The organism is Kineosporia sp. R_H_3, assembly GCF_002198675.1.
Taxonomy (GTDB): Bacteria; Actinomycetota; Actinomycetes; order Actinomycetales; family Kineosporiaceae; genus R-H-3.
On sequence record NZ_MWLL01000152.1, the window covers coordinates 37,041 to 57,326 of the forward strand.

At 74.6% G+C, this 20,286-nt stretch carries 20 protein-coding genes; 4 read left to right on the plus strand and 16 right to left on the minus strand.

Annotated elements, in window-relative coordinates:
• Positions 1-2 precede the first annotated feature (2 nt).
• The 11 genes from ECOMGDLI_RS15490 to ECOMGDLI_RS15540 form a co-directional block, all read right to left on the minus strand.
• Positions 3-620, minus strand: coding sequence for a TlpA disulfide reductase family protein (locus ECOMGDLI_RS15490; protein WP_088317712.1), 618 nt, complete (start codon positions 618-620; stop codon positions 3-5).
• Complete coding sequence (locus ECOMGDLI_RS15495) at positions 617-1,258, minus strand: histidine phosphatase family protein (RefSeq protein ID WP_088317713.1); 642 nt, start codon at positions 1,256-1,258, stop codon at positions 617-619. Before ECOMGDLI_RS15495 ends, ECOMGDLI_RS15490 begins: the two co-directional genes overlap by 4 nt.
• Complete coding sequence (gene hemL / locus ECOMGDLI_RS15500) at positions 1,255-2,685, minus strand: glutamate-1-semialdehyde 2,1-aminomutase (RefSeq protein ID WP_088317714.1); 1,431 nt, start codon at positions 2,683-2,685, stop codon at positions 1,255-1,257. Before hemL ends, ECOMGDLI_RS15495 begins: the two co-directional genes overlap by 4 nt.
• The gene (locus tag ECOMGDLI_RS15505) at positions 2,682-3,218 is read right to left on the minus strand and encodes a helix-turn-helix domain-containing protein (protein WP_158221018.1); all 537 of its coding nucleotides are present in this window, start codon (positions 3,216-3,218) and stop codon (positions 2,682-2,684) included. Before ECOMGDLI_RS15505 ends, hemL begins: the two co-directional genes overlap by 4 nt.
• Positions 3,219-3,728: 510 nt before the next feature.
• Positions 3,729-4,220 (minus strand): MarR family winged helix-turn-helix transcriptional regulator, encoded by a 492-nt coding sequence (locus ECOMGDLI_RS15510; protein ID WP_088317716.1) that lies wholly within the window; start codon positions 4,218-4,220, stop codon positions 3,729-3,731.
• Between the two features lies 1 nt (position 4,221).
• Positions 4,222-5,223 carry a porphobilinogen synthase gene (gene hemB / locus ECOMGDLI_RS15515; RefSeq protein WP_088317717.1) on the minus strand — a complete coding sequence of 334 codons (1,002 nt, stop codon included), beginning with the start codon at positions 5,221-5,223 and terminating at the stop codon, positions 4,222-4,224.
• Positions 5,220-6,839, minus strand: coding sequence for a uroporphyrinogen-III synthase (locus ECOMGDLI_RS15520; protein ID WP_088317718.1), 1,620 nt, complete (start codon positions 6,837-6,839; stop codon positions 5,220-5,222). Before ECOMGDLI_RS15520 ends, hemB begins: the two co-directional genes overlap by 4 nt.
• Positions 6,836-7,918 carry a hydroxymethylbilane synthase gene (gene hemC, locus ECOMGDLI_RS15525; RefSeq protein WP_088317719.1) on the minus strand — a complete coding sequence of 361 codons (1,083 nt, stop codon included), beginning with the start codon at positions 7,916-7,918 and terminating at the stop codon, positions 6,836-6,838. The genes ECOMGDLI_RS15520 and hemC overlap by 4 nt, the downstream gene beginning before the upstream one ends.
• Positions 7,915-9,261, minus strand: coding sequence for a glutamyl-tRNA reductase (locus tag ECOMGDLI_RS15530; RefSeq protein WP_088317720.1), 1,347 nt, complete (start codon positions 9,259-9,261; stop codon positions 7,915-7,917). Before ECOMGDLI_RS15530 ends, hemC begins: the two co-directional genes overlap by 4 nt.
• Positions 9,258-10,013, minus strand: coding sequence for a redox-sensing transcriptional repressor Rex (locus tag ECOMGDLI_RS15535; protein WP_369812754.1), 756 nt, complete (start codon positions 10,011-10,013; stop codon positions 9,258-9,260). Before ECOMGDLI_RS15535 ends, ECOMGDLI_RS15530 begins: the two co-directional genes overlap by 4 nt.
• 168 nt (positions 10,014-10,181) lie before the next feature.
• Complete coding sequence (locus ECOMGDLI_RS15540) at positions 10,182-10,454, minus strand: glutaredoxin family protein (protein ID WP_088317722.1); 273 nt, start codon at positions 10,452-10,454, stop codon at positions 10,182-10,184.
• 65 nt (positions 10,455-10,519) lie between these two features.
• On the opposite strand from ECOMGDLI_RS15540, the gene ECOMGDLI_RS15545 reads away from it, so the two are divergent.
• Positions 10,520-11,479, plus strand: coding sequence for an HAD family phosphatase (locus ECOMGDLI_RS15545; protein ID WP_088317723.1), 960 nt, complete (start codon positions 10,520-10,522; stop codon positions 11,477-11,479).
• A gap of 62 nt (positions 11,480-11,541) precedes the next feature.
• Positions 11,542-11,970: a VOC family protein gene (locus ECOMGDLI_RS15550; protein WP_088317724.1), complete on the plus strand. Its 429-nt coding sequence runs from the start codon at positions 11,542-11,544 to the stop codon at positions 11,968-11,970.
• Between the two features lie 12 nt (positions 11,971-11,982).
• Here ECOMGDLI_RS15550 and ECOMGDLI_RS36835 read toward each other — a convergent pair.
• The 5 genes from ECOMGDLI_RS36835 to ECOMGDLI_RS15575 all read right to left on the minus strand — a co-directional run.
• The coding region (locus tag ECOMGDLI_RS36835; protein WP_369812755.1) for a lysophospholipid acyltransferase family protein at positions 11,983-13,069 on the minus strand (1,087 nt) is incomplete at its 5' end.
• A 238-nt stretch (positions 13,070-13,307) separates the two neighbouring features.
• Entirely contained in the window at positions 13,308-14,345 is a 1,038-nt protein-coding gene (locus tag ECOMGDLI_RS15560; RefSeq protein WP_088317726.1) for an NAD-dependent epimerase/dehydratase family protein, read from the minus strand.
• Between the two features lie 75 nt (positions 14,346-14,420).
• Complete coding sequence (locus tag ECOMGDLI_RS15565; RefSeq protein ID WP_003792170.1) at positions 14,421-14,519, minus strand: 30S ribosomal protein bS22; 99 nt, start codon at positions 14,517-14,519, stop codon at positions 14,421-14,423.
• Between the two features lie 127 nt (positions 14,520-14,646).
• Positions 14,647-14,850, minus strand: a complete 204-nt coding sequence (locus ECOMGDLI_RS15570) for a helix-turn-helix domain-containing protein (protein WP_233150130.1) — start codon at positions 14,848-14,850, stop codon at positions 14,647-14,649.
• Between the two features lie 198 nt (positions 14,851-15,048).
• On the minus strand, positions 15,049-16,164 hold the full coding sequence (locus tag ECOMGDLI_RS15575; RefSeq protein ID WP_088317773.1) for an acetoin utilization protein AcuC: 1,116 nt from the start codon (positions 16,162-16,164) through the stop codon (positions 15,049-15,051).
• A 162-nt stretch (positions 16,165-16,326) separates the two neighbouring features.
• Between ECOMGDLI_RS15575 and ECOMGDLI_RS15580 the strand changes: the two genes are divergently transcribed.
• Together ECOMGDLI_RS15580 and ECOMGDLI_RS15585 are read left to right on the plus strand one after the other, a co-directional pair.
• Positions 16,327-17,742, plus strand: coding sequence for a TrkH family potassium uptake protein (locus tag ECOMGDLI_RS15580; protein WP_088317727.1), 1,416 nt, complete (start codon positions 16,327-16,329; stop codon positions 17,740-17,742).
• Between the two features lie 68 nt (positions 17,743-17,810).
• Positions 17,811-20,222 (plus strand): diguanylate cyclase domain-containing protein, encoded by a 2,412-nt coding sequence (locus ECOMGDLI_RS15585; protein ID WP_158221019.1) that lies wholly within the window; start codon positions 17,811-17,813, stop codon positions 20,220-20,222.
• The last annotated feature ends 64 nt before the right edge of the window (positions 20,223-20,286 follow it).

Below are 20,286 nucleotides of genomic sequence, written 5' to 3' on the forward strand. Positions count from 1 at the left end.
GCTCACGCGACCTGCGGGTCGCGGCCGGCGACGACGTCCTCGACGAGGTCGACGAGCGTCGTGCGGGTCGTCGGGCCGCTGATCCGGACGGCGATCCGGCCCTGCGGGTCGAGGACGAGGGTCGAGGGGATCGCGTTGGCGGCGACCGCGCCCCGCAGCGCGAGCAGGCTCTTGCCGCCGTCGTCGGCAAGGCTCGGATAGGTGATCGCGAACTTCCGCTGGTACGCGAGGGCCTCGCTCTGGCTCTGCTGGCGGACGTTGATCCCGACGAACTCGACGCCCTTGCCCTTGAGGTCCTTGTAGGCCTGCTCGAGGTCCGGCGCCTCCTTGCGGCACGGCGGGCACCACGAGCCCCAGACGTTGAGGACGACGACCTTTCCGCGCAGGCTCGTGACGTCGAGGGCTGCGCCCTCCAGCGTCTTCCCGGAGAGCGCGACCGGGTCCGGCCGCTGCGTCACGGGCAGCACGGTGATCGTGCCGTCACCGCTGACGAAGCCCTTGCCGCTGCCGTCCGCCGTGCCGGACGACGAGCAGGCGGTGAGCGCCGTGGCGCCCAGGAGCAGGGCGGCCAGCGCGGCGCGCCGGCGCACCCCCCGTCGTCCGCCCCGCCGCGCGCTCATGCCCCGGCGACCTTGTTCGCACCGGGGAGCAGGTCGGCGGCCGGCTCGGCGTAGCTCACCGAGACGAGCTCGTCGCCGTCGTAGTGCAGGGACGTCACCGACGCGAGCGAGCACTGCCGCTTGCGCGGGTCGTGGACGAACCGGCGGTGCTCGGCTGCGAGCCGGGCGATCCAGACCGGCAGCTGGTGGCTGACGATGACGGCCTCGTGGCCGCGGGCGGCGTCCCGGGCGTCCTCGGCGGCGGCGTGCATCCGCCACGCGACCTGGGCGTAGGGCTCGCCCCACGACGGCCGGAACGGGTTGACGAGGTGCTTCCACACCGAGGGGTGGCGCAGGCTGCCGTCGCCGACGCCGAACCGCTGCCCCTCGAACACGTTCTCCGACTCGATGACCCGGGCGTCGGTGACGATCGGCAGACCGGTCACCTTGGCGATGGGCTCCGCGGTCTCCTGGGCGCGCTCGAGCGGCGAGGCGACGAGGTGGACGACGTCCCGGGTCTCGAAGTACGCCCCGGCCCGGTCGGCCATCTGCCGGCCGAGCGCGGAGAGGTGGTAGCCGGGCAGGCGGCCGTAGAGGATCTTCTCGGGGTTCTCCACCTCGCCGTGGCGCAGCAGGTGGACGACGGTGCGCTCGGTCACGCGCGGGCCTCCCCGCTCGTCGCCGATGACGCCGCCGCGGCGGCCTTCGCGGCGGCGGGCAGCGCGTCGAGGATCCGGCCGACGGCGGTCTCGTCGTGCGCACCGGAGAGGAACCAGGCCTCGAACGCGCTCGGCGGCAGGTAGACGCCGTCGGCGAGCATGCTGTGGAAGAAGGCGGTGAAGGCGGGCAGGTCCTGCTTGCGGGCGTCGTCGTAGTCGCGGACCGCGGCGGGGCCGTCGTCCGCACTGAAGAAGACGCTGAACATCGAGCCGGCGGACTGGACGACGTGCGGGACACCCTCGGCGCCGAGCGCCGCCGACGCGGCCTTCGAGATCGTCGCCGCGGCGGCCTCGAGCCGGGCGTAGAGCTCCGGGGTGCAGCCGGTGAGGGTGGCCAGGCCCGCCGCGGTCGCGACCGGGTTCCCGGAGAGGGTGCCCGCCTGGTAGACGGGGCCCTCGGGGGCCAGGTGCGACATGACGTCGGCGCGGCCGCCGAACGCCGCGGCCGGGAACCCGCCGCCCATGACCTTGCCGAAGGTGAACAGGTCGGGGACGCCGTCCGCCGTCGGGCCCTCGTGCCCGAACCAGCCGGCCGCGCTGACCCGGAAGCCCGTCATGACCTCGTCGCTGACGAGGAGCGCGCCGTGAGCCTTCGTGACCCGGCGCAGCGCGGCGGTGAAGCCGGGGCCGGGCGGGACGACGCCCATGTTGCCGGCGGCGGCCTCGGTGATGAGGCAGGCGATGTCGTCGCCGTGCGCGGCGAACGCGGCCTCGAGGGCGGCGACGTCGTTGTACGGCAGGACGAGGGTGTCGGCGGCGCTCGCGCCGGTGACGCCGGGGGTGTCCGGCAGCGCGAAGGTCGCGACCCCGGAGCCGGCCGCGGCGAGCAGCGCGTCGACGTGCCCGTGGTAGTGCCCGGCGAACTTCACAACCTTGCTGCGCCCGGTGAACCCGCGGGCGAGCCGGATCGCGCTCATCGTCGCCTCGGTGCCCGAGCTGACGAGGCGTACCTTCTCGACCGGGTCGACGCGGGCGACGATCGCCTCGGCGAGGAGCAGCTCGTTCTCGGTCGGCGTCCCGAAGGAGAAGCCGGAGTCCGCGGCCTCGTGGACGGCGGCGAGGACGTCGGGGTGGGCGTGACCGAGGATCATCGGCCCCCACGAGCAGACGAGGTCGACGTACTCGCGCCCGTCGACGTCGTACACGTACGGCCCCTGCCCGCGGGCCATGAACCGCGGCGTCCCGCCGACCGCGCGGAAGGCGCGGACCGGGGAGTTCACGCCGCCGGGGACGATCGCCCGGGCTCGCTCGAAGAGTGCTTCGGACGCGGGGGCCTCGAAGGGGTACCGACTCACGGCCCCAGTCTCGCAAGCCGGACGCCCGGAGCGTGAATCGGGGGCGTGTGCCGTCCCGCACGCGGACGTCATCCGGTCTCCCGACGCTGCTCCTGGAGCGTCTCCTCCCGCGGCCGGGCCCCCTCGCGGTTGCCGGCCTTCTGCATCGCGTACGCCGCACGGACCAGCGGCAGCGGCCACCTCGGCACCGGTGCCGGCAGCCCCGGCCGGACCTCCCGCTGCGACAGCGACCGCCGCACCTCGCGCAGCACCTGGTCGCGGTGGTACGTCTCCGGCGGCCGCGTCATCGCGAACCGGTCGCCCCACCACTCGCCCCGGACCGGGTCGACAACGAGCCCGAGGTGCGCCGGGTACCGCCGCCCCGCGCCGTCCCGGCACATCCCCGGCCCGTCGAGCTCCTCCAGCGGCGGGACGAACACCAGGCCCTCGCCGTCGACCTCGCGCACGACGACGAGCTCGAACCCGGCAGCGCCGAGCAGCGTCTCGAGCACCCCGAGCCGAGGCGGCTGCCCGGCCTCGACCCGCTCCACGGTGGCCCGCCCGACGCCTGCTCTCTCGGCGAAGTCCCGTTGGTTGAGGCCCGTCTCGGCGCGAGCCTGTCGCACGTAGTCCCCCGCAGGAAATCCGTCCGGCCACATGCCTCGACTGTGCATGGCCTTCCGCGGTGGCCGCCGTCGGCACCCGTCCACCTGTGGACAGTGGGACGGAACCCCGACCTGTGGACGGATCGCCCCCGGTCGAACGGCCGCTCCCGACCACCGGTACGGGCCGGGAGGGAGCAGTGCCCCGTTCGCTTTGCACTGCCCTCACTTGTGAGGGTGCCTACGACGCCCGTCTCCCCAGCCATCGGCACCGCGCCAGAGCTTCGCCTTTGCTCGACGACACGCCGTTGCGGACCCTGCGAGTCGCGAAGCAACGACGAAGCTGTGGCGCTGCCCGTCGGCTCCTCAGAGGTGAGGGCACAGCAAGCGGCAAGCGCTCGCGGGCGCGCCTTCGACCGCCCTCAGAAGTGAGGGCAGAGCAAGCAGGCGATGCCCAGGGTCGGCCCACCCTCATAAGTGAGGGCAGAGCAAAGCATGGCGAGAATTGCTCTCGTCCCGCCGCGGAGGCGAACGTCAGGCCGTACCGCGCAGACCGGCGCGGATCTTCTGCATCGCGGTGCCGAGGCACTCGACCTCGGGCTCGGTGAGGACGTCGAAGACCGTCTCGCGGACGGCGGCGACGTGGTCGGGGGCGGCTCGCTGGATGGTCGCGAAGCCGTCGTCGGTGAGGACGCAGAGGACGCCGCGGCCGTCGTCCGGGCAGGCCTCGCGACGGACGAGGCCCCGGTCCTCCATGCGGGCGACGGTGTGGGTCAGGCGGCTGCGGGAGTTCACGGCGCGGTCGGCGAGCTCGGACATGCGCAGCCGGTGGCCGTCGGTCTCCGAGAGCTGGACCATGATCTCGTACTCGGCGAGCGAGAGGTCGGCGTCGTCGACGAGGCGGCGGTTGAGCTTGTCGTTGAACAGCCGCGTGACGTCGAGGTAGGCGCGCCAGACGGCCTGCTCCTGGGCGGTGAGCCACCGCGGCTCGGTGGCCGTCGTGTCCGTGTCGCTGTCCGTGTCCATGTCAGCGCCCCGTGAGGTCCCGGGCGAGCCAGCCTGCGGCCTCGCACGCCCAGTAGGTGAGGATCGTCGACGCGCCGGCGCGGCGGATCGACGTGAGGGACTCCAGGATCGCGCGCTCGCGGTCGATCCAACCGCGCTCGGCGGCCGCCTCGATCATCGAGTACTCCCCCGACACCTGGTAGGCCGCGACCGGCACGTCGACCGCGCCGGCCACCGCGTGCACGAGGTCCAGGTACGACATCGCCGGCTTCACCATGACCATGTCGGCGCCCTCGGCGACGTCGAGGGCCACCTCGCGCAGCGCCTCGCGGCCGTTCGCCGGGTCCTGCTGGTAGGTCCGACGGTCGCCCTCGAGCGAGGACTCCACGGCGTCGCGGAACGGGCCGTAGAACGCCGACGCGTACTTCGCCGCGTAGGCGAGGATCCCGACGTCGGTGTGCCCCGCGCCGTCCAGCGCCGTCCGGACCGCCGCGACCTGGCCGTCCATCATGCCGCTCGGGCCGACGAGGTCGACCCCGGCGGCGGCGAGCGCGACGCCCATGTCCCGGTACCGCTCGAGCGTCGCGTCGTTGTCGACGCCGCCGTCGGGTCGCAGGACCCCGCAGTGCCCGTGGTCGGTGAACTCGTCGAGGCACAGGTCCGCCATGACGACGACGTCCCCGCCGACCTCGGCGACGACGTCGCGGACCGCCACGTTGAGGATGCCGTCGGGGTCGGTCGCGCCGGAGCCGGCGGCGTCCTTCACCGTCGGGATGCCGAAGAGCATGATGCCGCCGACGCCGAGCCGGGCCGCGTCGACGGCGGCCTTGCGCAGCGAGTCACGGCTGTGCTGGACGACGCCCGGCATCGACCCGATCGGCGCCGGCTCGCTCGCGCCCTCCTTGACGAAGACCGGCAGCACGAGCTCGGCCGGATGCAGCCGGGTCTCGGCGACGAGTCGGCGCATCGCGCGCGAGGTCCGCAGCCGGCGGGGCCGCACCCCGGGGAACGCGCCCGCGCTCACTTCGCGGTCCGTCGGGCCGCACCCTTGCGCTGGCTCGGCCGCAGCACCGGCTCGCCGGCCTCGACGGCCGAGAGCCGCACGCCGGTGCCGTACTCGGCCAGCGCCTGGACGAGCGCCTCGGTGTTCGGCTCCGGGGCGAGGACGTCGACCCGCAGGCCGTGCTCCTCGGCCGTCTTCGCCGTCGCCGGCCCGATGCACGCGACGATCGTCGTCGGGTGCGGCTTGCCCGCGATGCCGACGAGGTTGCGCACCGTCGAGGACGACGTGAAGACGACCGCGTCGAACTGGCCCGTCTTGATCGCCTCCCGGACGTCCGCGGCCGGCGGCGCCGCCCGCACCGTGCGGTAGGCGGTCACGTCGTCGACCTCCCAGCCGCCGGCCTGCAGGCCCGCGACGAGGGTGTCGGTCGCGATGTCCGCCCGGGGCAGGAACACCCGGTCGATCGGGTCGAGGACCTCGTCGAACGGCGGCCAGATGTCGAGCAGGCCCTGCGCCGACTGCTCGGTCTCGCCGCTCGGCACGAGGTCGGGCTCGATGCCCCACTCGCGCAGCGCCTCGGCGGTGACCCCGCCGACGGCCGCGACCTTGAGGCCGGCGAAGGCCCGGGCGTCGAGCCCGAACTCCTCGAACTTCTCCCGGATCGCCCGCACCGCGTTGACCGACGTGAAGCCGATCCACTCGTAGCGGCCGGTCACCAGGCCCTTGACGGCCTTCTCGATCTGGTGCGGCGTGCGCGGCGGCTCGACCGAGATCGTCGGGACGACCTCGGCCGTCGCGCCGTGCTCGGTGAGCCGGGAGACCATCGACCCGGCCTGCTGCTTCGTCCGCGGCACGAGCACCCGCCAGCCGAACAGCGGCTTGGTCTCGAACCACGCACCGACCTCGCGCAGCCCGGCGGCCGCGCCGACGACGGCCGTCACCGGCCGCTCGAGGCGGGCCGCCGGCACCGCCTTGGCGACCTCGGCGAGCGTGCACGACACCGTCCGCTGCTCGGTCGTGGTGCCCTTGGACGTGACCGCGACCGGCGTCGAGCCGGCCCGCCCCGCCCGGAGCAGCCCTGCGGCGGCGTCGACGATCTCGTCGACCCCGCCGAGGACGACGACCGACGACTGCGCGTCGGCGTGGAGCGCCCAGTCGACGGTCACGCCGTGCGGGTGGACGACGTGCACGGACGACGTCCCGGCCGGCGTGAGCGGGATCCCCGCGTACGCGGGGACGGCGGTCGCGGCGGAGACGCCGGGGACGATCTCGAAGCCGATGCCCTCCTTGCGGCACGCCGCGATCTCCTCGGCGAGGCCGGTGAACGTCGCGGGGTCGCCGTCCATGAGCCGGACGACGCGCCCGCCCTTCTTCGCGGCCCGGACGACGATCTTGGCGCGGGCGGCGCGGGTCATGGGCTGGCCGTCCTCGCCGAAGCCGGCGTCGACGATCTCGACGTCCTCGGGGCAGCGGGTCGCGACGAGTCGCTCGCGGTCGGTCTGGTCGACGACGACGGTCGAGGCCTCGGCGAGGCGCTCGACGGCACGCAGCGTCAGCAGTCCCTCGTCGCCGGGGCCGGCGCCGACGAACGAGACCTGCCCGACGGAGGTCTTCTTGCGCGTGCGGGTGGAGCTCACAGGTCACCTTCTCTTGCCGGTCGTGCGGACTCCGGTCGTGCAGACTCCGGGCGTTCAGGCTGTGCGGGTGGTCCGGGCGGTACCGGCGGCGGGGCGACCAGCTCGGCGGCGCCGTCCTCGAGGAGGATCTCCGCGAGCCGCCGCCCGACACCGGTCGCGTCGTCGGCGGGCCCGGTCACGGACCGCCGGATCGTCACCGCGCCGTCGACGGACGCCACGACGGCGCGCAGGAACAGCTCGTCGCCGTCGTCGCCCTCGACGACCTCGCCGAGCGCACCGAGCGGTGCGGCGCAGCCGGCCTCGAGGACGGCGAGCAGCGTGCGCTCGGCCTCGACGGCCGCCCGGGTCGCCGGGTCCTCGAGCGCCGCGACGGCCGCGACGACGTCCGTGTCGGCCTCGCGGCACTCGACGGCGAGCGCGCCCTGCCCGGGGGCGGGGAGCATGGTCAGCGGGTCGAGCACCTCGGTCGCCTCGTCGGCGCGCCCGAGGCGCAGCAGCCCGGCGCGGGCCAGGACGACGGCGTCGACCTCGCCCGACGTGACGAGACCGAGCCGGGTGTCGACGTTGCCGCGCACCCCGACGACCTCCAGGCCCAGCCCGAGCGCGCGCAGCTGGGCGGCCCGGCGCGGCGAGCCGGTGCCGATCCGCGAGCCGGCCGGCAGCTCCCCGACGGTGAGCCCGTCACGGGCGACCAGCACGTCGCGCGGGTCCTCGCGCAGCGGGACGGCAGCGACGACGAGCCCGGGGGCGGGTGCGGTCGGCAGGTCCTTGAGGGAGTGGACGGCGAGGTCCACCTCCTTGGCGAGCAGGGCGTCGCGCAGGGCGGAGACGAAGACGCCGACCCCGCCGAACGTCGCGAGCGGCGCGGTGGAGGTGTCCCCGTGGGTCACGACCTCGACGAGCTCGACGCGCAGGTCCTCGCCGCGGGCGGCGGCCGCCGCCTCGATCGCGGCGGCGACGTGCCCGGACTGGGTCCGGGCGAGCGCGCTGCGCCGGGTGCCCAGGCGCAGCACGCGCGGCCCCCCGGCCTGCTCGCCGGGCGCGGACGCCGTCGATGCCGGCGTGGTCTGGACGGTCATGACACCAACCCGGTGTGACTGGGGGCCGGGATGCTCAGCCCTGGTGGGGACGACGGGACGGGCTGCTCGGACACGGCCGCGACCCGCCCGAGGTCGAGCCCGAAGAGCTCGCGCAGCGCGTCGGCGTAGGCCGACCCGCCAGGCTCGCCCGCGAGCTCCTTGACCCGGACCGTCGGGTTGTGGAGCAGCTTCTCGACGACGCGGTGGACGGTCTGCTCGAGCTCGGCGCGCACCGTCGGGTCGACCTGCACCCGCTGCTGGAGCCGCGTGAGCTCGGCCTCGACGACGCTGCGGGCGTGCGCGCGCAGGGCGACGACGGTCGGCGCGACGGCCTGGGCGCGCTGCTCGGCGAGGTACGTCTGCACCTCGGCGACGACGATCTCGCGGACCTGGGCGACCTCGACGGCGACCTCGTGGGTCGCGAGGTGCCGGCCGAGCGCCTCGAGGTCGACGACGGTGACGCCGTCGACGTCCGCGGCCTGCGGGTCGACGTCCCGCGGCAGCGCGAGGTCGACGTACGCCTGCGGCCGCCCGCCCCGGGCCGCCGACGCGGCGGCCGCGAGCCCGGCGGTGACGACGTGCCCGACGGCTCCCGTGCACGACACGACGACGTCGGCCGCGGCGAGCGCGGCGGGCAGGTCGGACATCGGGACGGCGGTACCCCCGCCGGCCTCGGCGAGCCGCTGCGCGCGGGCCGCCGTCCGGTTCGCGACGACGAGCCGCCCGACACCGCGCCGGGCCATCGTCGCGACCGCGAGGCCGCTCATCGCGCCCGCGCCCACGACGAGCACCGACGCCTGTGCGAGCGGCCCGACGGCCTGCTCGCTGCGGGCGATCCCGGCCTCGACGAGGGAGCCGGCCGCGCGGTCGAGCCCGGTCTCGCTGTGGGCCCGCTTGCCGACCCGCAGCGCGACCTGGAGCAGGTGCCCGAGGACGCGCGCCGCGGAGCCGGACTCCTGGGCCTCGCGCAGGGCGGTGCGGACCTGGCCGAGGATCTGCTGCTCGCCGACGGCCATCGAGTCCAGGCCGGCGGCGACCGTGAACAGGTGGGTCACCGCGGCGGCCTCGTAGTGCACGTAGAGGTGGTCGGTGAGCTCGGCGAGCGTCAGCCCGGTCGCGGCCGCGAGCAGCGCGCCGACGTCCGCGACGCCGCCGTGGAACTTGCTCACCTCGGCGTAGACCTCGAGCCGGTTGCACGTCGCGAGGACGACGGCCTCGGCGACGCTGTCGGAGCGGCACAGGTCCGCCTCGAGGGTGCGCGCGGCGGTGCCACCGAGGGCGGCACGCTCGAGGAGATCGAGCGGCGCGGTCCGGTAGGACAGCCCGACGACGAGGACGCTCACGGGGACACTCCAGCCCGACCCGTACCCCCGTCGGGTTCCAGTGCGACGACCCGGGCCGGTACGTCGACCGACAGCCGGTTGGCGACCTGGCGCTGCTCGTGGAACGCCAGGATCTGCAGCTCGGTCGACAGGTCGACCTTGCGGACCATCACAGTGTCGGGCACGAGCAGGACGACGGGGGCGAAGTTGAGCACGCTCGTCACGCCCGCGGCGACGAGCCGGTCGCAGACGTCCTGCGCCGCGGGGGCCGGCGTGGCCACGACCCCGATGTGGACGCCCTGCTCGGCGACGACCTCCTCGAGGTCGTCCACGGGCCGCACGACGAGTCCGCCGACGGTCTCCCCGACGATCCGGTCGTCGGCGTCGAGCAGGGCGGCGACGGTGAAGCCGCGGGAGACGAAGCCGCCGTAGTTCGCCAGGGCGTGCCCGAGGTTGCCGACGCCGACGATGACGACGCGCCAGTCCTGGGTCAGACCGAGCTCGCGGGAGATCTGGTAGACGAGGTACTCGACCTCGTAGCCGACCCCGCGGGTGCCGTACGAGCCGAGGTGCGACAGGTCCTTGCGCAGCTTCGCCGACCCGACCCCGGCCGCGGCCGCGAGCTCCTCGGACGAGACCGTGGCGGTACCGTCCTCGGCGAGCGTCGTCAGCGCGCGCAGGTACACCGGCAGGCGGGCCACGGTGGCGTCGGGGATGCCCTGCCGCACGGGACGTGCCTGGCGCACGAGACGGGCAGGACGCGGCGTGGACACGGGAGCGCAGACTCCTCGGGGAGCAGGTGGTGCTCGAGCCCGTCGTCTGGTGTCACGGCCCAGACGTGGGATGACCCGTCCAGCGTAGGCACTTGTGAACGGGTGCACAAAGTTGACAGCGTCCCGGACCGGATGCTGGACGGGGCGCAGCGGCGGACGTGCCGTACGTCACGCCCGGCGGCGCCCCAGCCAGCCGCGGCGGCCGGCGAGCGCCTCGCGCAGCCGGTGCTCGTCCACCCGGAAGAAGGCGTGCTCGGTGCCGTCGAGGAGGACGACGGGGATCTGCTCCGCGTAGCGCTCCCGCAGGTCCGCGTCGTCGTCGATCGAGACCTCGGCCCAGCCGGTGCCCGTGTCGGTGGCGACCCGCGCGACGACCTCGCGCGCCGTGTCGCACAGGTGGCAGCCGGGCCGGCCGACGAGGGTGATCCGCTCCTGCGTCACGGCCGACAGCGTAGACCCGGGCCGCTCCCGGGCCGCTCCCGGCCTGCGCCGTTAGAGTGACGCGCATGGCCGAGCCGGACGTCCCCGAGGCGACGCCGGACGACGTCGTCGCCGGCCGCGCGTCCGCCGCCGCGGCGTCCACGGACCTGCCCGACACCCTCGCCCCGGACGACCGCGACCTGCGGGTCCGCGCGAGCGACGTGCTCGAGGCCGGGTCCGCCGCGGCCGAGCTGGAGGCCGCGCTCGCCGTCCCGCCGGACCCGGCGGCCGCGGCGTTCTTCGACGTCGACAACACCGTCATGCAGGGCGCGTCGATCTTCCACCTCGCCCGGGGCCTCTACCGCCGCAAGTTCTTCACCCTCAAGGACATCGCGGGCTTCGCCTGGCAGCAGGCGCAGTTCGTGCTCGTCGGGGAGAACATGGAGCACGTCGAGGAGATCCAGGAGAAGGCCCTGTCGTTCGTGGCCGGGCACCAGGTCGCCGAGCTCCGCGCGGTCGGCGAGGAGGTCTTCGACGAGCTCATGGCCGACAAGATCTGGCCCGGCACGCACGCCCTCGCCCGGATGCACCTGGACGCCGGGCAGCGGGTCTGGCTCGTCACCGCGACGCCGGTCGAGGTGGCCGAGGTGATCGCCGCCCGGCTCGGCCTCACCGGCGCCCTCGGCACGGTCGCCGAGCACGTGGACGGCGTCTACACCGGTCGGCTCGTCGGCAAGCCGATGCACGGCGCGGCCAAGGCCGAGGCGGTCAAGGCACTCGCCGAGGCGGAAGGGCTCGACCTCGACCGCTGCTCGGCGTACAGCGACTCGGCGAACGACATCCCGCTGCTCTCGCTCGTCGGCAACCCGTGCGCGATCAACCCCGACACCCAGCTCCGGGCGCACGCCCGGACCGAGGGCTGGCGGGTCCGGGACTACCGCACCGGCCGCAAGGCGGTCCGGGCCAGCCTGCCGGTCGCCGCGGTCGCCGGAGCGCTCGCCGGCGCGGCCGCGGGCGCCGTCGCCGTGAACCGCCGCCGGCGCTGACCGGCCGCTCCCTCGCGGCACGCGGACCGGAACTGTCCGCCTGCTGTCGTACCGTCGTCGCCATGAGCCTCTGGTACCAGGTCGCCGTCGACAGCAGCTCCCCGCACGACCTCGCCGACTGGTGGGCCGTCACCCTCGACTGGAAGGTCGAGGAGCAGGACGAGGCCTTCATCCGGTCCATGGTCGAGCAGGGCCACGCGACGGCGGAGCAGACGACCGTCCACGACGGCCACCTCGTGTGGCGCGAGGGCGCGGCCGTCGTCCCGCGCGAGGAGGGGACGGCGGCGCGGCTGCTCTTCCAGCTCGTCCCGGAGGGCAAGACCGTGAAGAACCGGGTGCACCTCGACCTGCGCGGCCTCGCCCCGGACGACCTCCCCGGCTTCCGCGACCGGCTCGTCGAGCGCGGCGCGACCCGCATCGGCGAGGGCCGGCAGGGACCGCACTCGTGGGTGGTGTTCACCGACCCCGAGGGCAACGAGTTCTGTGCTTGATCGGGCGCGCTGCTAGAAGAACACCGACCGGCGCTGCACGAGCAGCGAGTACAGCGTCTGCTGGATCGTCTGCCGGATCTGGTCGGTGAGGTCGAAGACGAGCATCGGGTCCTCGGCGGCACCGATCCCGAGCTCGTCGGTGGGCACCGGGGCGCCGAACTCGATGAGCCACTTGCTCGGCAGCGGGACGGCGCCGAGCACGCCGAGCAGCGGGAACGTCGGCGTCACCGGGAAGTACGGCAGCCCGAGCAGCCGGGCGACGGTCGGGAGGTTGCCGAGGATCGGGTAGGTCTCCTCGGCGCCGACGATCGCGCACGGCACGATCGGGGTCCGGGTGCGCAGCGCAGCCGACACGAAGCCGCCGCGGCCGAAGCGCTGGAGCTTGTAGCGCTCGCTGAACGGCTTGCCGACGCCCTTGAAGCCCTCGGGCCACACCCCGACGACCTCGCCGGCGGAGAGCAGCCGCTCGGCGTCCGAGTTCGCCGCGAGCGTCGCACCGCCCTTGCGGGCGAGCTCGCCGACGAACGGGGTCTGGAACACGAGGTCCGCGCCGAGCATGCGGAGGAACCGGTGCTGCGGGTGGACGTCGTGGACGGCGACCTGGGTCATCAACGAGTCGAGCGCGACCGCCCCGGAGTGGTTCGCGACGACGAGCGCGCCGCCGGACTCCGGGATGTTCTCGATGCCCCGCACCTCGACCCGGAACCACCGCTTGTAGAGCGGGCGCACGACGGCGAGCAGCACCGTCTCGGTGAGCTCGCGGTCGAAGCCGAACTCGTCGACCTCGTAGTCGCCGGTCAGCCTGCGGCGCAGGAAGGCCAGGGCCGCCGCGATCCTGTCCTCGACCTCCGCGGCGCGCGACGAGCCGGCGAGCGCGTCGGCGATCGCCTCGCCCGCGGCGGTCGCGGCGGCGGTGACGGCGGCGAGGCGGTCCGGTTCACCGACGACACGCACCCGGGGGGTGCGGCGGACGGCGGGGGGCTGGTCGGACGACGCAGCAGGGTCCCCGGCGGGTCGCACGGTCGGCCGGGGCGCGGCCTTCTTCGCGGCGGCCTTCTTGGCGACGGCGGCCCGGCCGGGCCGGACTGTCCGGACGGGTNCGTCGGCGTCGGCGGCGGGCGACGCGTCGTCCGCGGACGTCGTACCACCCGGGTGCGGGTCGCCGTCCGGGATGACGGACAGCGGCTGCGGGTCGAGGTCGGCGAGCAGCGGCGTCGTCCGGCGACGGCGGCTGTCCCGCTCGCCGGTGGCCCGCTGGGCGCCGGCGGCCACGGCCGCGGCACCGGTGCGGCGGCGCCGTCCGGGGCGCTCGCCGTCGAGGTCGATGACCTGTGCCATCAGCCGACCACCGCCGTCGCGACGCTGTGGACGACCCCGAGGGCCTTCGCCTCGGCGGCCTCGACCCGGTCCGGCGAGAGCGGACCGGTGAGCCGGCGGCCGCGGACGAAGTCGGCGAACGCCTCGCGCGTGGAGTAGCGGGGCTCGAAGCCGAGCACCCGGCGCATCCGGGTCGTGTCGAGACCGCGACCGTAGGAGAGGAACCGGATCTGCTCGGGCGAGAAGTCCGCCAGGCCCGACCGGCGGGCGGCCTGGCCGACGATCCCGACGAGCGGCGGCGGCACGGGCGCGGGCACCCGGCCGGCCATCCGGACCGCCTGGTTCACGGTGATGCAGCCGTCGCCGGCGACGTTGACGATCCCGGTCGCCGTGCCGGTCGTCGCCAGCCGCAGCGCCTCGATGCCGTCGTCCTCGTGGACGAGCTGGATCCGCGGGTCGAAGCCCATGACGGTCGGGACGACGGGCAGCGAGAAGTAGTCCGTGAGCGCCGTCCGGATGCCGGGGCCGACGAAGTTCGCTAGCCGGAGCATGACGACGTCGACGTCGGGACGGCGCCGGGAGAAGCCACGGACGTAGCCCTCGACCTCGACGGAGTCCTTGCCCCAGCCGCTGCGCGGCAGCACCTTGGCGCCGGTGTCCTCGGTGAACATCGCCGGGTCGCGCGGGCTCGCGCCGTACACCGACGAGGTCGACTTCACGACGAGGCGGCGCAGGCTCGGCGCCTTCTGGCAGGCGGCGAGCAGCTGCATGGTGCCGATGACGTTGATCTCCTTCATGGAGACCCGGCCGCCGGCGCTCGTCGGCGTCGCGATGACGTTCATGTGCACGACGGTGTCGACCCCGGCCGCCCCGATGACCTTGGCGATCACCGGGTTGCGGATGTCCGCGCGGACGAAGTCCGAACGCCCGATGTCGTGCGGCGGCGGGACGACGTCCACGCCGATGATCCTGTCCACCTCGGGGTCGGCGGAGAGCACACGCGCGTAGAGACCCCCGAGGTACCTGCTCACCCCGGTGACGAGGACGACCCGGCCCATCGCGAGACCCCCTGCGGCGAAGCGTCGAAGCAGCGGAGAGGTCGCACCGCCGTCAGCGGGCGGTGCGACCGTGCGTCACTTCTTGTTGCGGCGCTGGTGACGCGTCTTGCGCAGGAGCTTGCGGTGCTTCTTCTTGGCCATCCGCTTGCGGCGCTTCTTGATGACGGAACCCACGTGGTGTCCTCACGGTCTCGAACGGGATGTCGCGGAGGCGACGGACGGCGCGGAGCGCCGGGTCTGCCCCCAGCCTACCTTCGTGCGGACGCCGCCCGGGCCCACGGGCCGGATCGGAGGGTGTCGATCAGGCGGTGTCGACGAAGGAGTGGCGCAGGTAGTCGTGGACCGCCGACTCCGGCACGCGGAACGAGCGACCGACGCGGACGGCGGGCAGCTCACCGGCGTGCACGAGCCGGTACACCGTCATCTTCGACACCCGCATGATCGTGGCCACCTCGGCCACCGTGAGGAACCGCACGTCGGCGAACTCACCAGCCATGCTCGTCATCCCTTCGGTCCTGCTCCTGGGTCCTGGCCCCCGGACCATTCAGATCACCCTAGGGGCAGTTGTGACTCATGAGGAAGCCGAACCCTGTCCGACACAGGCTGTTTGCCCTTTTTGGGCGCACCCTTTCGAGGGAAACATCGGCGTGTCGGCTGGACAGGTCTTGCGTGTCGCTACTCAGAACCGTCTGAACGGAGGAGCTCAGTCGTACCAGGCGTCGAGCCCGTGGAGCGGGAACACCGCCTTGCGGGTCTGCATGACCGCCCGGTCGCAGGAGTCCTCGGGGTCGTGCCCGGTCGCCCACGAGCGGTACCAGGCGTCCCGGCCGTCCGTCATCCGCATCGGCGCCTGCCGGCCGAACCGCTCCATGACGTACTCGCGCCAGCCCACCGGGACGTCGGCCATCGGGTCGACGGGGTGGTGCGCGGCGATGCCGACGAGGTGCGCCCACGCCCGCGGGACGACGTCCACGACCTCGTACCCGCCGCCGCCGACGGCGACCCAGCGGCCGTGCGCCGCCTCGTGCGCGAGCTCGTGGAGGGCCTCGTAGGACGAGCGCTGGCAGTCCAGCGACAGCGCCATGTGCGCGAGCGGGTCGAGCGCGTGCGAGTCGCAGCCGTGCTGGGTCACGAGGACGTCGGGCGCGAAGGAGCGCAGCAGCGGCGGGACGACGGCGTGGAACGCGCGCAGCCAGGCGGCGTCCGACGTGCCGGGCGGGAAGGCGACGTTCACGGCGTCGCCCTCGGCCCTCGGGCCGCCGATGTCGGTCGGGTAGCCGGTGCCGGGGAAGAGCACGCGCCCGGTCTCGTGGAGCGAGATCGTCAGCACCCGCGGGTCGTCCCAGAAGATCCGCTCGACGCCGTCGCCGTGGTGGACGTCGACGTCGACGTAGGCGACCTTCTTCGCGCCGGCGTCGAGCAGCGCCTGGATCGCGACGGCGATGTCGTTGTAGACGCAGAACCCGCTCGCCTTGTCCCGCATCGCGTGGTGCATGCCGCCGGTGAAGTTCACGCCGTGCTCGGCCTCGCCGTTCCAGACCGCGAGCGCCACGTCCCGGGTGCCCGCGACGATCCGGGCGCTCGCGTCGTGCATGCCGGCGAACGTCGGGACGTCGTCCGTGCCGAGCCCGCGCACCTCGTCGACGACCGGCGGGACGACCGACGCCGCCCGGACGGCGGCGACGAAGTCGGGGTCGTGCACGGTGGCGAGCGTGGCGTCGTCCGCGGGGTCGACGCCGACGACGTGCACGCCCGCGTGGTCGAGCAGCCCGAGGTCGCGCACGAGCCGCGCGGTGAGGTCGAGCCGGACCGGCGCCATGGGATGCCCCGGGCCGAAGTCGTACCGGGTGAAAGACTCGTCCCAGACCAGCCGCAGCGCCTCCACCCGCTCACCGTAACCGAGCCGCCCCCGACCGGACCCGGACCAGCAGTACCGTTCGACGGCAGGCCGCATCTGCGCGACGACCGGAGCCTCCCCACGATGACCGACACCGACCACCAGGCCACCGGCCGGGACGACCGCCGGCGGGGCTGGGTCCAGGCCCGGATCGACGAGGCGGCCCGCCGCTCCCCCGCCCGGCTGGCCCTCGGCGTCTTCGCCGCGGTCATCGCCGTCTTCGTCGCGCTGCTCAGCGTGCCCGCGGCGACCGCGACCGGGCAGCGAGCGCCGTTCGTCGACGCCCTGTTCACCGGGGTCTCGGCGGTCTGCGTCACCGGCCTGACGACCGTCGACACCGCGACCTACTGGTCGGGCTTCGGGCAGGCGGTCATCCTCGCGGGCATCAAGGTCGGCGGCCTGGGCATCCTCACGATCGCCTCGCTGCTCGGCCTGGCGGTGTCGCGCCGGCTCGGGCTCGCCCAGCGGCTCGTCGCCCAGTCCGAGATCAAGGCCTCGCGGCTGTCCGAGGTGGGCAGCCTGCTGCGGATCGTCGTCCTCACCTCGACGAGCTTCGAGGTCGCCGTCGCCGCCGTGCTCTTCCCGCGTTTCCTCACGCTGGACGACGGCGACAGCGAGGGCGTCCTCGAGGCGCTGTGGCACTCGGTCTTCTACGCGGTGTCGGCGTTCAACAACGCGGGCTTCGTCGTCCACGAGGGCGGTCTGACGCGCTGGGTCGGCGACCCGTGGCTCACCCTGCCGATCGCCGCCGCGGTCTTCGCGGGCAGCCTCGGCTTCCCGGTCGTGCTCGTGCTCGTGCGCGCCTGGCGGCGGCCCGCCACGTGGCCGGTCCACACCAAGCTCACCCTCACGACGACGACGCTGCTGCTCGCGGCGTCGATCCTGCTCATCGGCGCGTTCGAGTGGACGAACCCGCAGACCCTGGGCGCCCTCGACCCGGGCACGCGCGTGCTCACCGCGGTCTTCGAGGGCGCAATGCCGCGGTCGGGCGGGTTCGCGACGGTCGACGTCTCGAAGATGAACGAGACGACCTGGCTGGTCCAGGACGTCCTCATGTTCATCGGCGGCGGCAGCGCCTCGACCGCGGGCGGCATCAAGGTCGGCACCCTCGCCGTCCTCACCCTCGCCGCGGTCGCCGAGGCCCGCGGGGACCGGGACATCGAGGCGTTCGGACGGCGGATCCCCTCGGCGAGCGTGCGGCTCGCCGTCACGGTGCTCCTCGCCGGGCTGACGATCGTCCTCGCCGCGACCCTGGCGCTGCTCGCGATCACCGGGGAGAACCTCGACCGCGTGCTCTTCGAGGTGATCTCGGCGTTCGCGACGTGCGGCCTGTCGACCGGCCTGACCTCCGACCCGAACCTGGAGGACGAGGCGAAGTACCTGCTCTCCGCCCTCATGTACATCGGCCGCACCGGCACCGTGACCCTCGCCGCGGCGCTCGCGCTGCGCGAGCGCGGCCGTGCGTTCCGGCTCCCCGAGGAGCGCCCGATCGTCGGCTGAGGCTCAAGGCGGGCGCCGCGCAGGCCGATCGGAGCGGTGAGGTCCAGCTCCGGCCGTCAGGAGGCACCGTGCGTCCCCGCACGCAGAACAAGCCCGTCGCGATCCTCGTCGACGGGCTGGCGGACTACCAGCAGCGCATCGTGCGCGGCGTGGAGTCCGTGCTCTCGGCGGAGGGCGTCGCCAGCGTCGTCGTCGTGCGGCACCTGCACGAGGGGGCGGCCAGCGACAGCGTCTTCGACCTCGTGCGGCCGGACGCAGTCCGCGGCGTCGTCGCGACGAGCGTCACCGAGGAGACCGCGCACGCCTACGTCGGGGCCTTCCTCGACCAGGACAACCCGCCGCTCGTGACCGTCGGCTCGCACCTCGCCGGTGTCCCCGGCGTCCGGGCCGACAACAGCCGGGCGACGGAGGACCTCGTCGCGCACCTGCTCGCGACCCGCTCGGTCCGCAGGCCCGTCTTCCTCCGGGGCGCCCAGGGCAACCCGGACTCCGACGACCGCGAGACCGCCGTCCGCCGGCTGCTCGCGGACGGCGGCGTCGTGCTCGACGACGACCACGTGCTCACCGGGCTCTTCGAGCGCGAGGCGGCGCGGCTCGAGCTGACCCGGCTGCTCGACCGGGACCGGTACGTCGACCTCGTCGTCGCGGCGAACGACCAGATGGCCCTCGGCGCGGTCGACGCGCTGCTCGCCGCGCACCGGCGCGTCCCCGAGGACGTGGGCGTGACCGGCTTCGACGACGAACCCGTGGCGCGCGCGACGCGCCCGCCGCTGACGACCGTCGACCAGTGCCTCGTCGAGCAGGGCGAGCGCGCCGCGCGGCTGCTGCTCGCCCGCATGGACGGCGACGCGACGTCCCCGCACGAGCACGTGCCGGCCCGGCTCGTCGTGCGCCGCTCGTGCGGCGCCGCACCGCTGTCCGGGATCGCCCGGGCCCGGGCCGGCCAGGAGCCGGTGGCCGCCGTGCGCTCCCGGACGACGGCCGAGGTGGCCGTCGCCGCGGGGGTCGACGAGCGGGACGCGCAGGCCATCGGCACCGACCTCGAGGCCGGCCTCGCCTCGCTCGGCGCACCGCCCGTGCAGCTGCCGCCCGGCTGGGCGCGGGAGTGGGGCGCCCTCGCGCTCGCCGCCGTCGCCGAGGACGGCGACCCGCAGCCGTGGCTGTCGCACTGCCTGCCCCCGCTGTGGTCGACCGCCGAGGAGGGCGGCGACATGGGCTGGTGGGTCCAGGCCGCGGCGACGCTGCTCGAGGCCGTGCTCGTGCACCGCCCCTCGCACTCGGCGGCGCTGCGCGCGGCGCTGCTCCACGGCGAGCTCAGCTCGCGCCTCGCGGAGGCCGAGCACGAGGTGTGGCTCGACGCCCGCCGCCGCGAGATCGCCGCGCTCGACCACGCCCGGGGCGTCAGCGAGGCGCTGCGCTCGGTCGACTCGCTCCAGGACCTCACGCGGTCCGTCGTCCACCACCTGCCCGGGCTGGGCATCCGCCGCTTCTTCATGGCGACGTTCGAGCCGGAGGCCGGGGCGCCGACGGCCTCCGCGCGGATCGTCGTCGCCTACCGCGGCAACCGGGTCGACGAGTCCGCGACCGGCATCGTCTTCCCCTCGGCAGGGATGCTCCCGTCCGAGCTCGCGGGCGAGCTCGCGGGCGGCGTCCTCGTGCTGCAGCCGCTGCGCGTCGGCCGGTTCCAGCACGGGTTCATGCTCTACGACCAGCCGTTCTCGCACGCGGTCGCCGGGGACGCACTGCGCCGGGACGTCTCGGCCTGCCTCGACGGGATGGCCCGCCGGTACGAGCTCGCCCGGGAGCAGGACGCCGTCCAGCAGGTCGTCGTCAGCCGCACCCGCCGGCTCACCGTCGAGGCGCTCACCCGGTCGACGGGCCGGACGTCGGCCGGTCTGTCGGCCGACCCGCTCACCGGGCTCGCCGACGCCGACGGGCTCAACGCGGCGATGACGGCGCTGTGGCTGCGGCACGAGCGCGAGGGCCGCCCGGTCGCCGTCCTCGTCGTCGACGTCGACGACCTCGCCGCCTACAACGAGGCCGCCGGCCACGAGCAGGGCGACGTCGCGCTGCGCAGGGTCGCCGGCGTGCTCGCCCGGGCCGCCCAGCGCCCCGGCGACGTCGTGGCCCGGACCGGCGGCCAGCGGTTCGCGCTCATGCTCCCCGACACCGGCGAGGCCGGGGCCGCCGAGGTGGCCCGCCGGCTGCACCGGCTCGTCCACGAAGCCGGCATCGCGTTCCCGGGCCAGCAGGGCCGGGTGCTCACGGTGAGCACCGGTGTCGCCGCCCGGGTGCCGGACCTCGCCGTCGAGCCGTCCGAGGTGCTCGAGGCCGCCGACCACGCGCTGTACCTCGCCAAGGAGCTCGGCAAGGACCGCTGGGCGGTCGCGGACGCCGACGAGTCCGGGTGGCTGCTGGACGCCGTCCCGGAGCCGTTCGTCCCCAAGCCGCGCGAGACGGGTGCCGACCACGTGATCTGAGCACCCGTCCGGCACCATGGAGCCCGTGCACCGCCGGCCCGTCAGGGGACGGCGCGACGGAAGG

Excerpts from the sequence above, each read along its gene's own strand:
- ECOMGDLI_RS15550 (WP_088317724.1), top strand. The coding sequence starts at position 11,542 with ATGAGCCTCTGGTACCAGGTCGCCGTCGACAGCAGCTCCCCGCACGAC.
- ECOMGDLI_RS15545 (WP_088317723.1), top strand. The coding sequence starts at position 10,520 with ATGGCCGAGCCGGACGTCCCCGAGGCGACGCCGGACGACGTCGTCGCC.
- hemC (WP_088317719.1), bottom strand. The coding sequence starts at position 7,918 with ATGACCGTCCAGACCACGCCGGCATCGACGGCGTCCGCGCCCGGCGAG.
- ECOMGDLI_RS15490 (WP_088317712.1), bottom strand. The coding sequence starts at position 620 with ATGAGCGCGCGGCGGGGCGGACGACGGGGGGTGCGCCGGCGCGCCGCG.
- ECOMGDLI_RS15570 (WP_233150130.1), bottom strand. The coding sequence starts at position 14,850 with ATGACGAGCATGGCTGGTGAGTTCGCCGACGTGCGGTTCCTCACGGTG.
- ECOMGDLI_RS15580 (WP_088317727.1), top strand. The coding sequence starts at position 16,327 with ATGACCGACACCGACCACCAGGCCACCGGCCGGGACGACCGCCGGCGG.
- hemL (WP_088317714.1), bottom strand. The coding sequence starts at position 2,685 with ATGACGTCCGCGTGCGGGACGGCACACGCCCCCGATTCACGCTCCGGG.
- ECOMGDLI_RS15560 (WP_088317726.1), bottom strand. The coding sequence starts at position 14,345 with ATGGGCCGGGTCGTCCTCGTCACCGGGGTGAGCAGGTACCTCGGGGGT.
- ECOMGDLI_RS15510 (WP_088317716.1), bottom strand. The coding sequence starts at position 4,220 with ATGGACACGGACAGCGACACGGACACGACGGCCACCGAGCCGCGGTGG.
- ECOMGDLI_RS15575 (WP_088317773.1), bottom strand. The coding sequence starts at position 16,164 with ATGGCGCCGGTCCGGCTCGACCTCACCGCGCGGCTCGTGCGCGACCTC.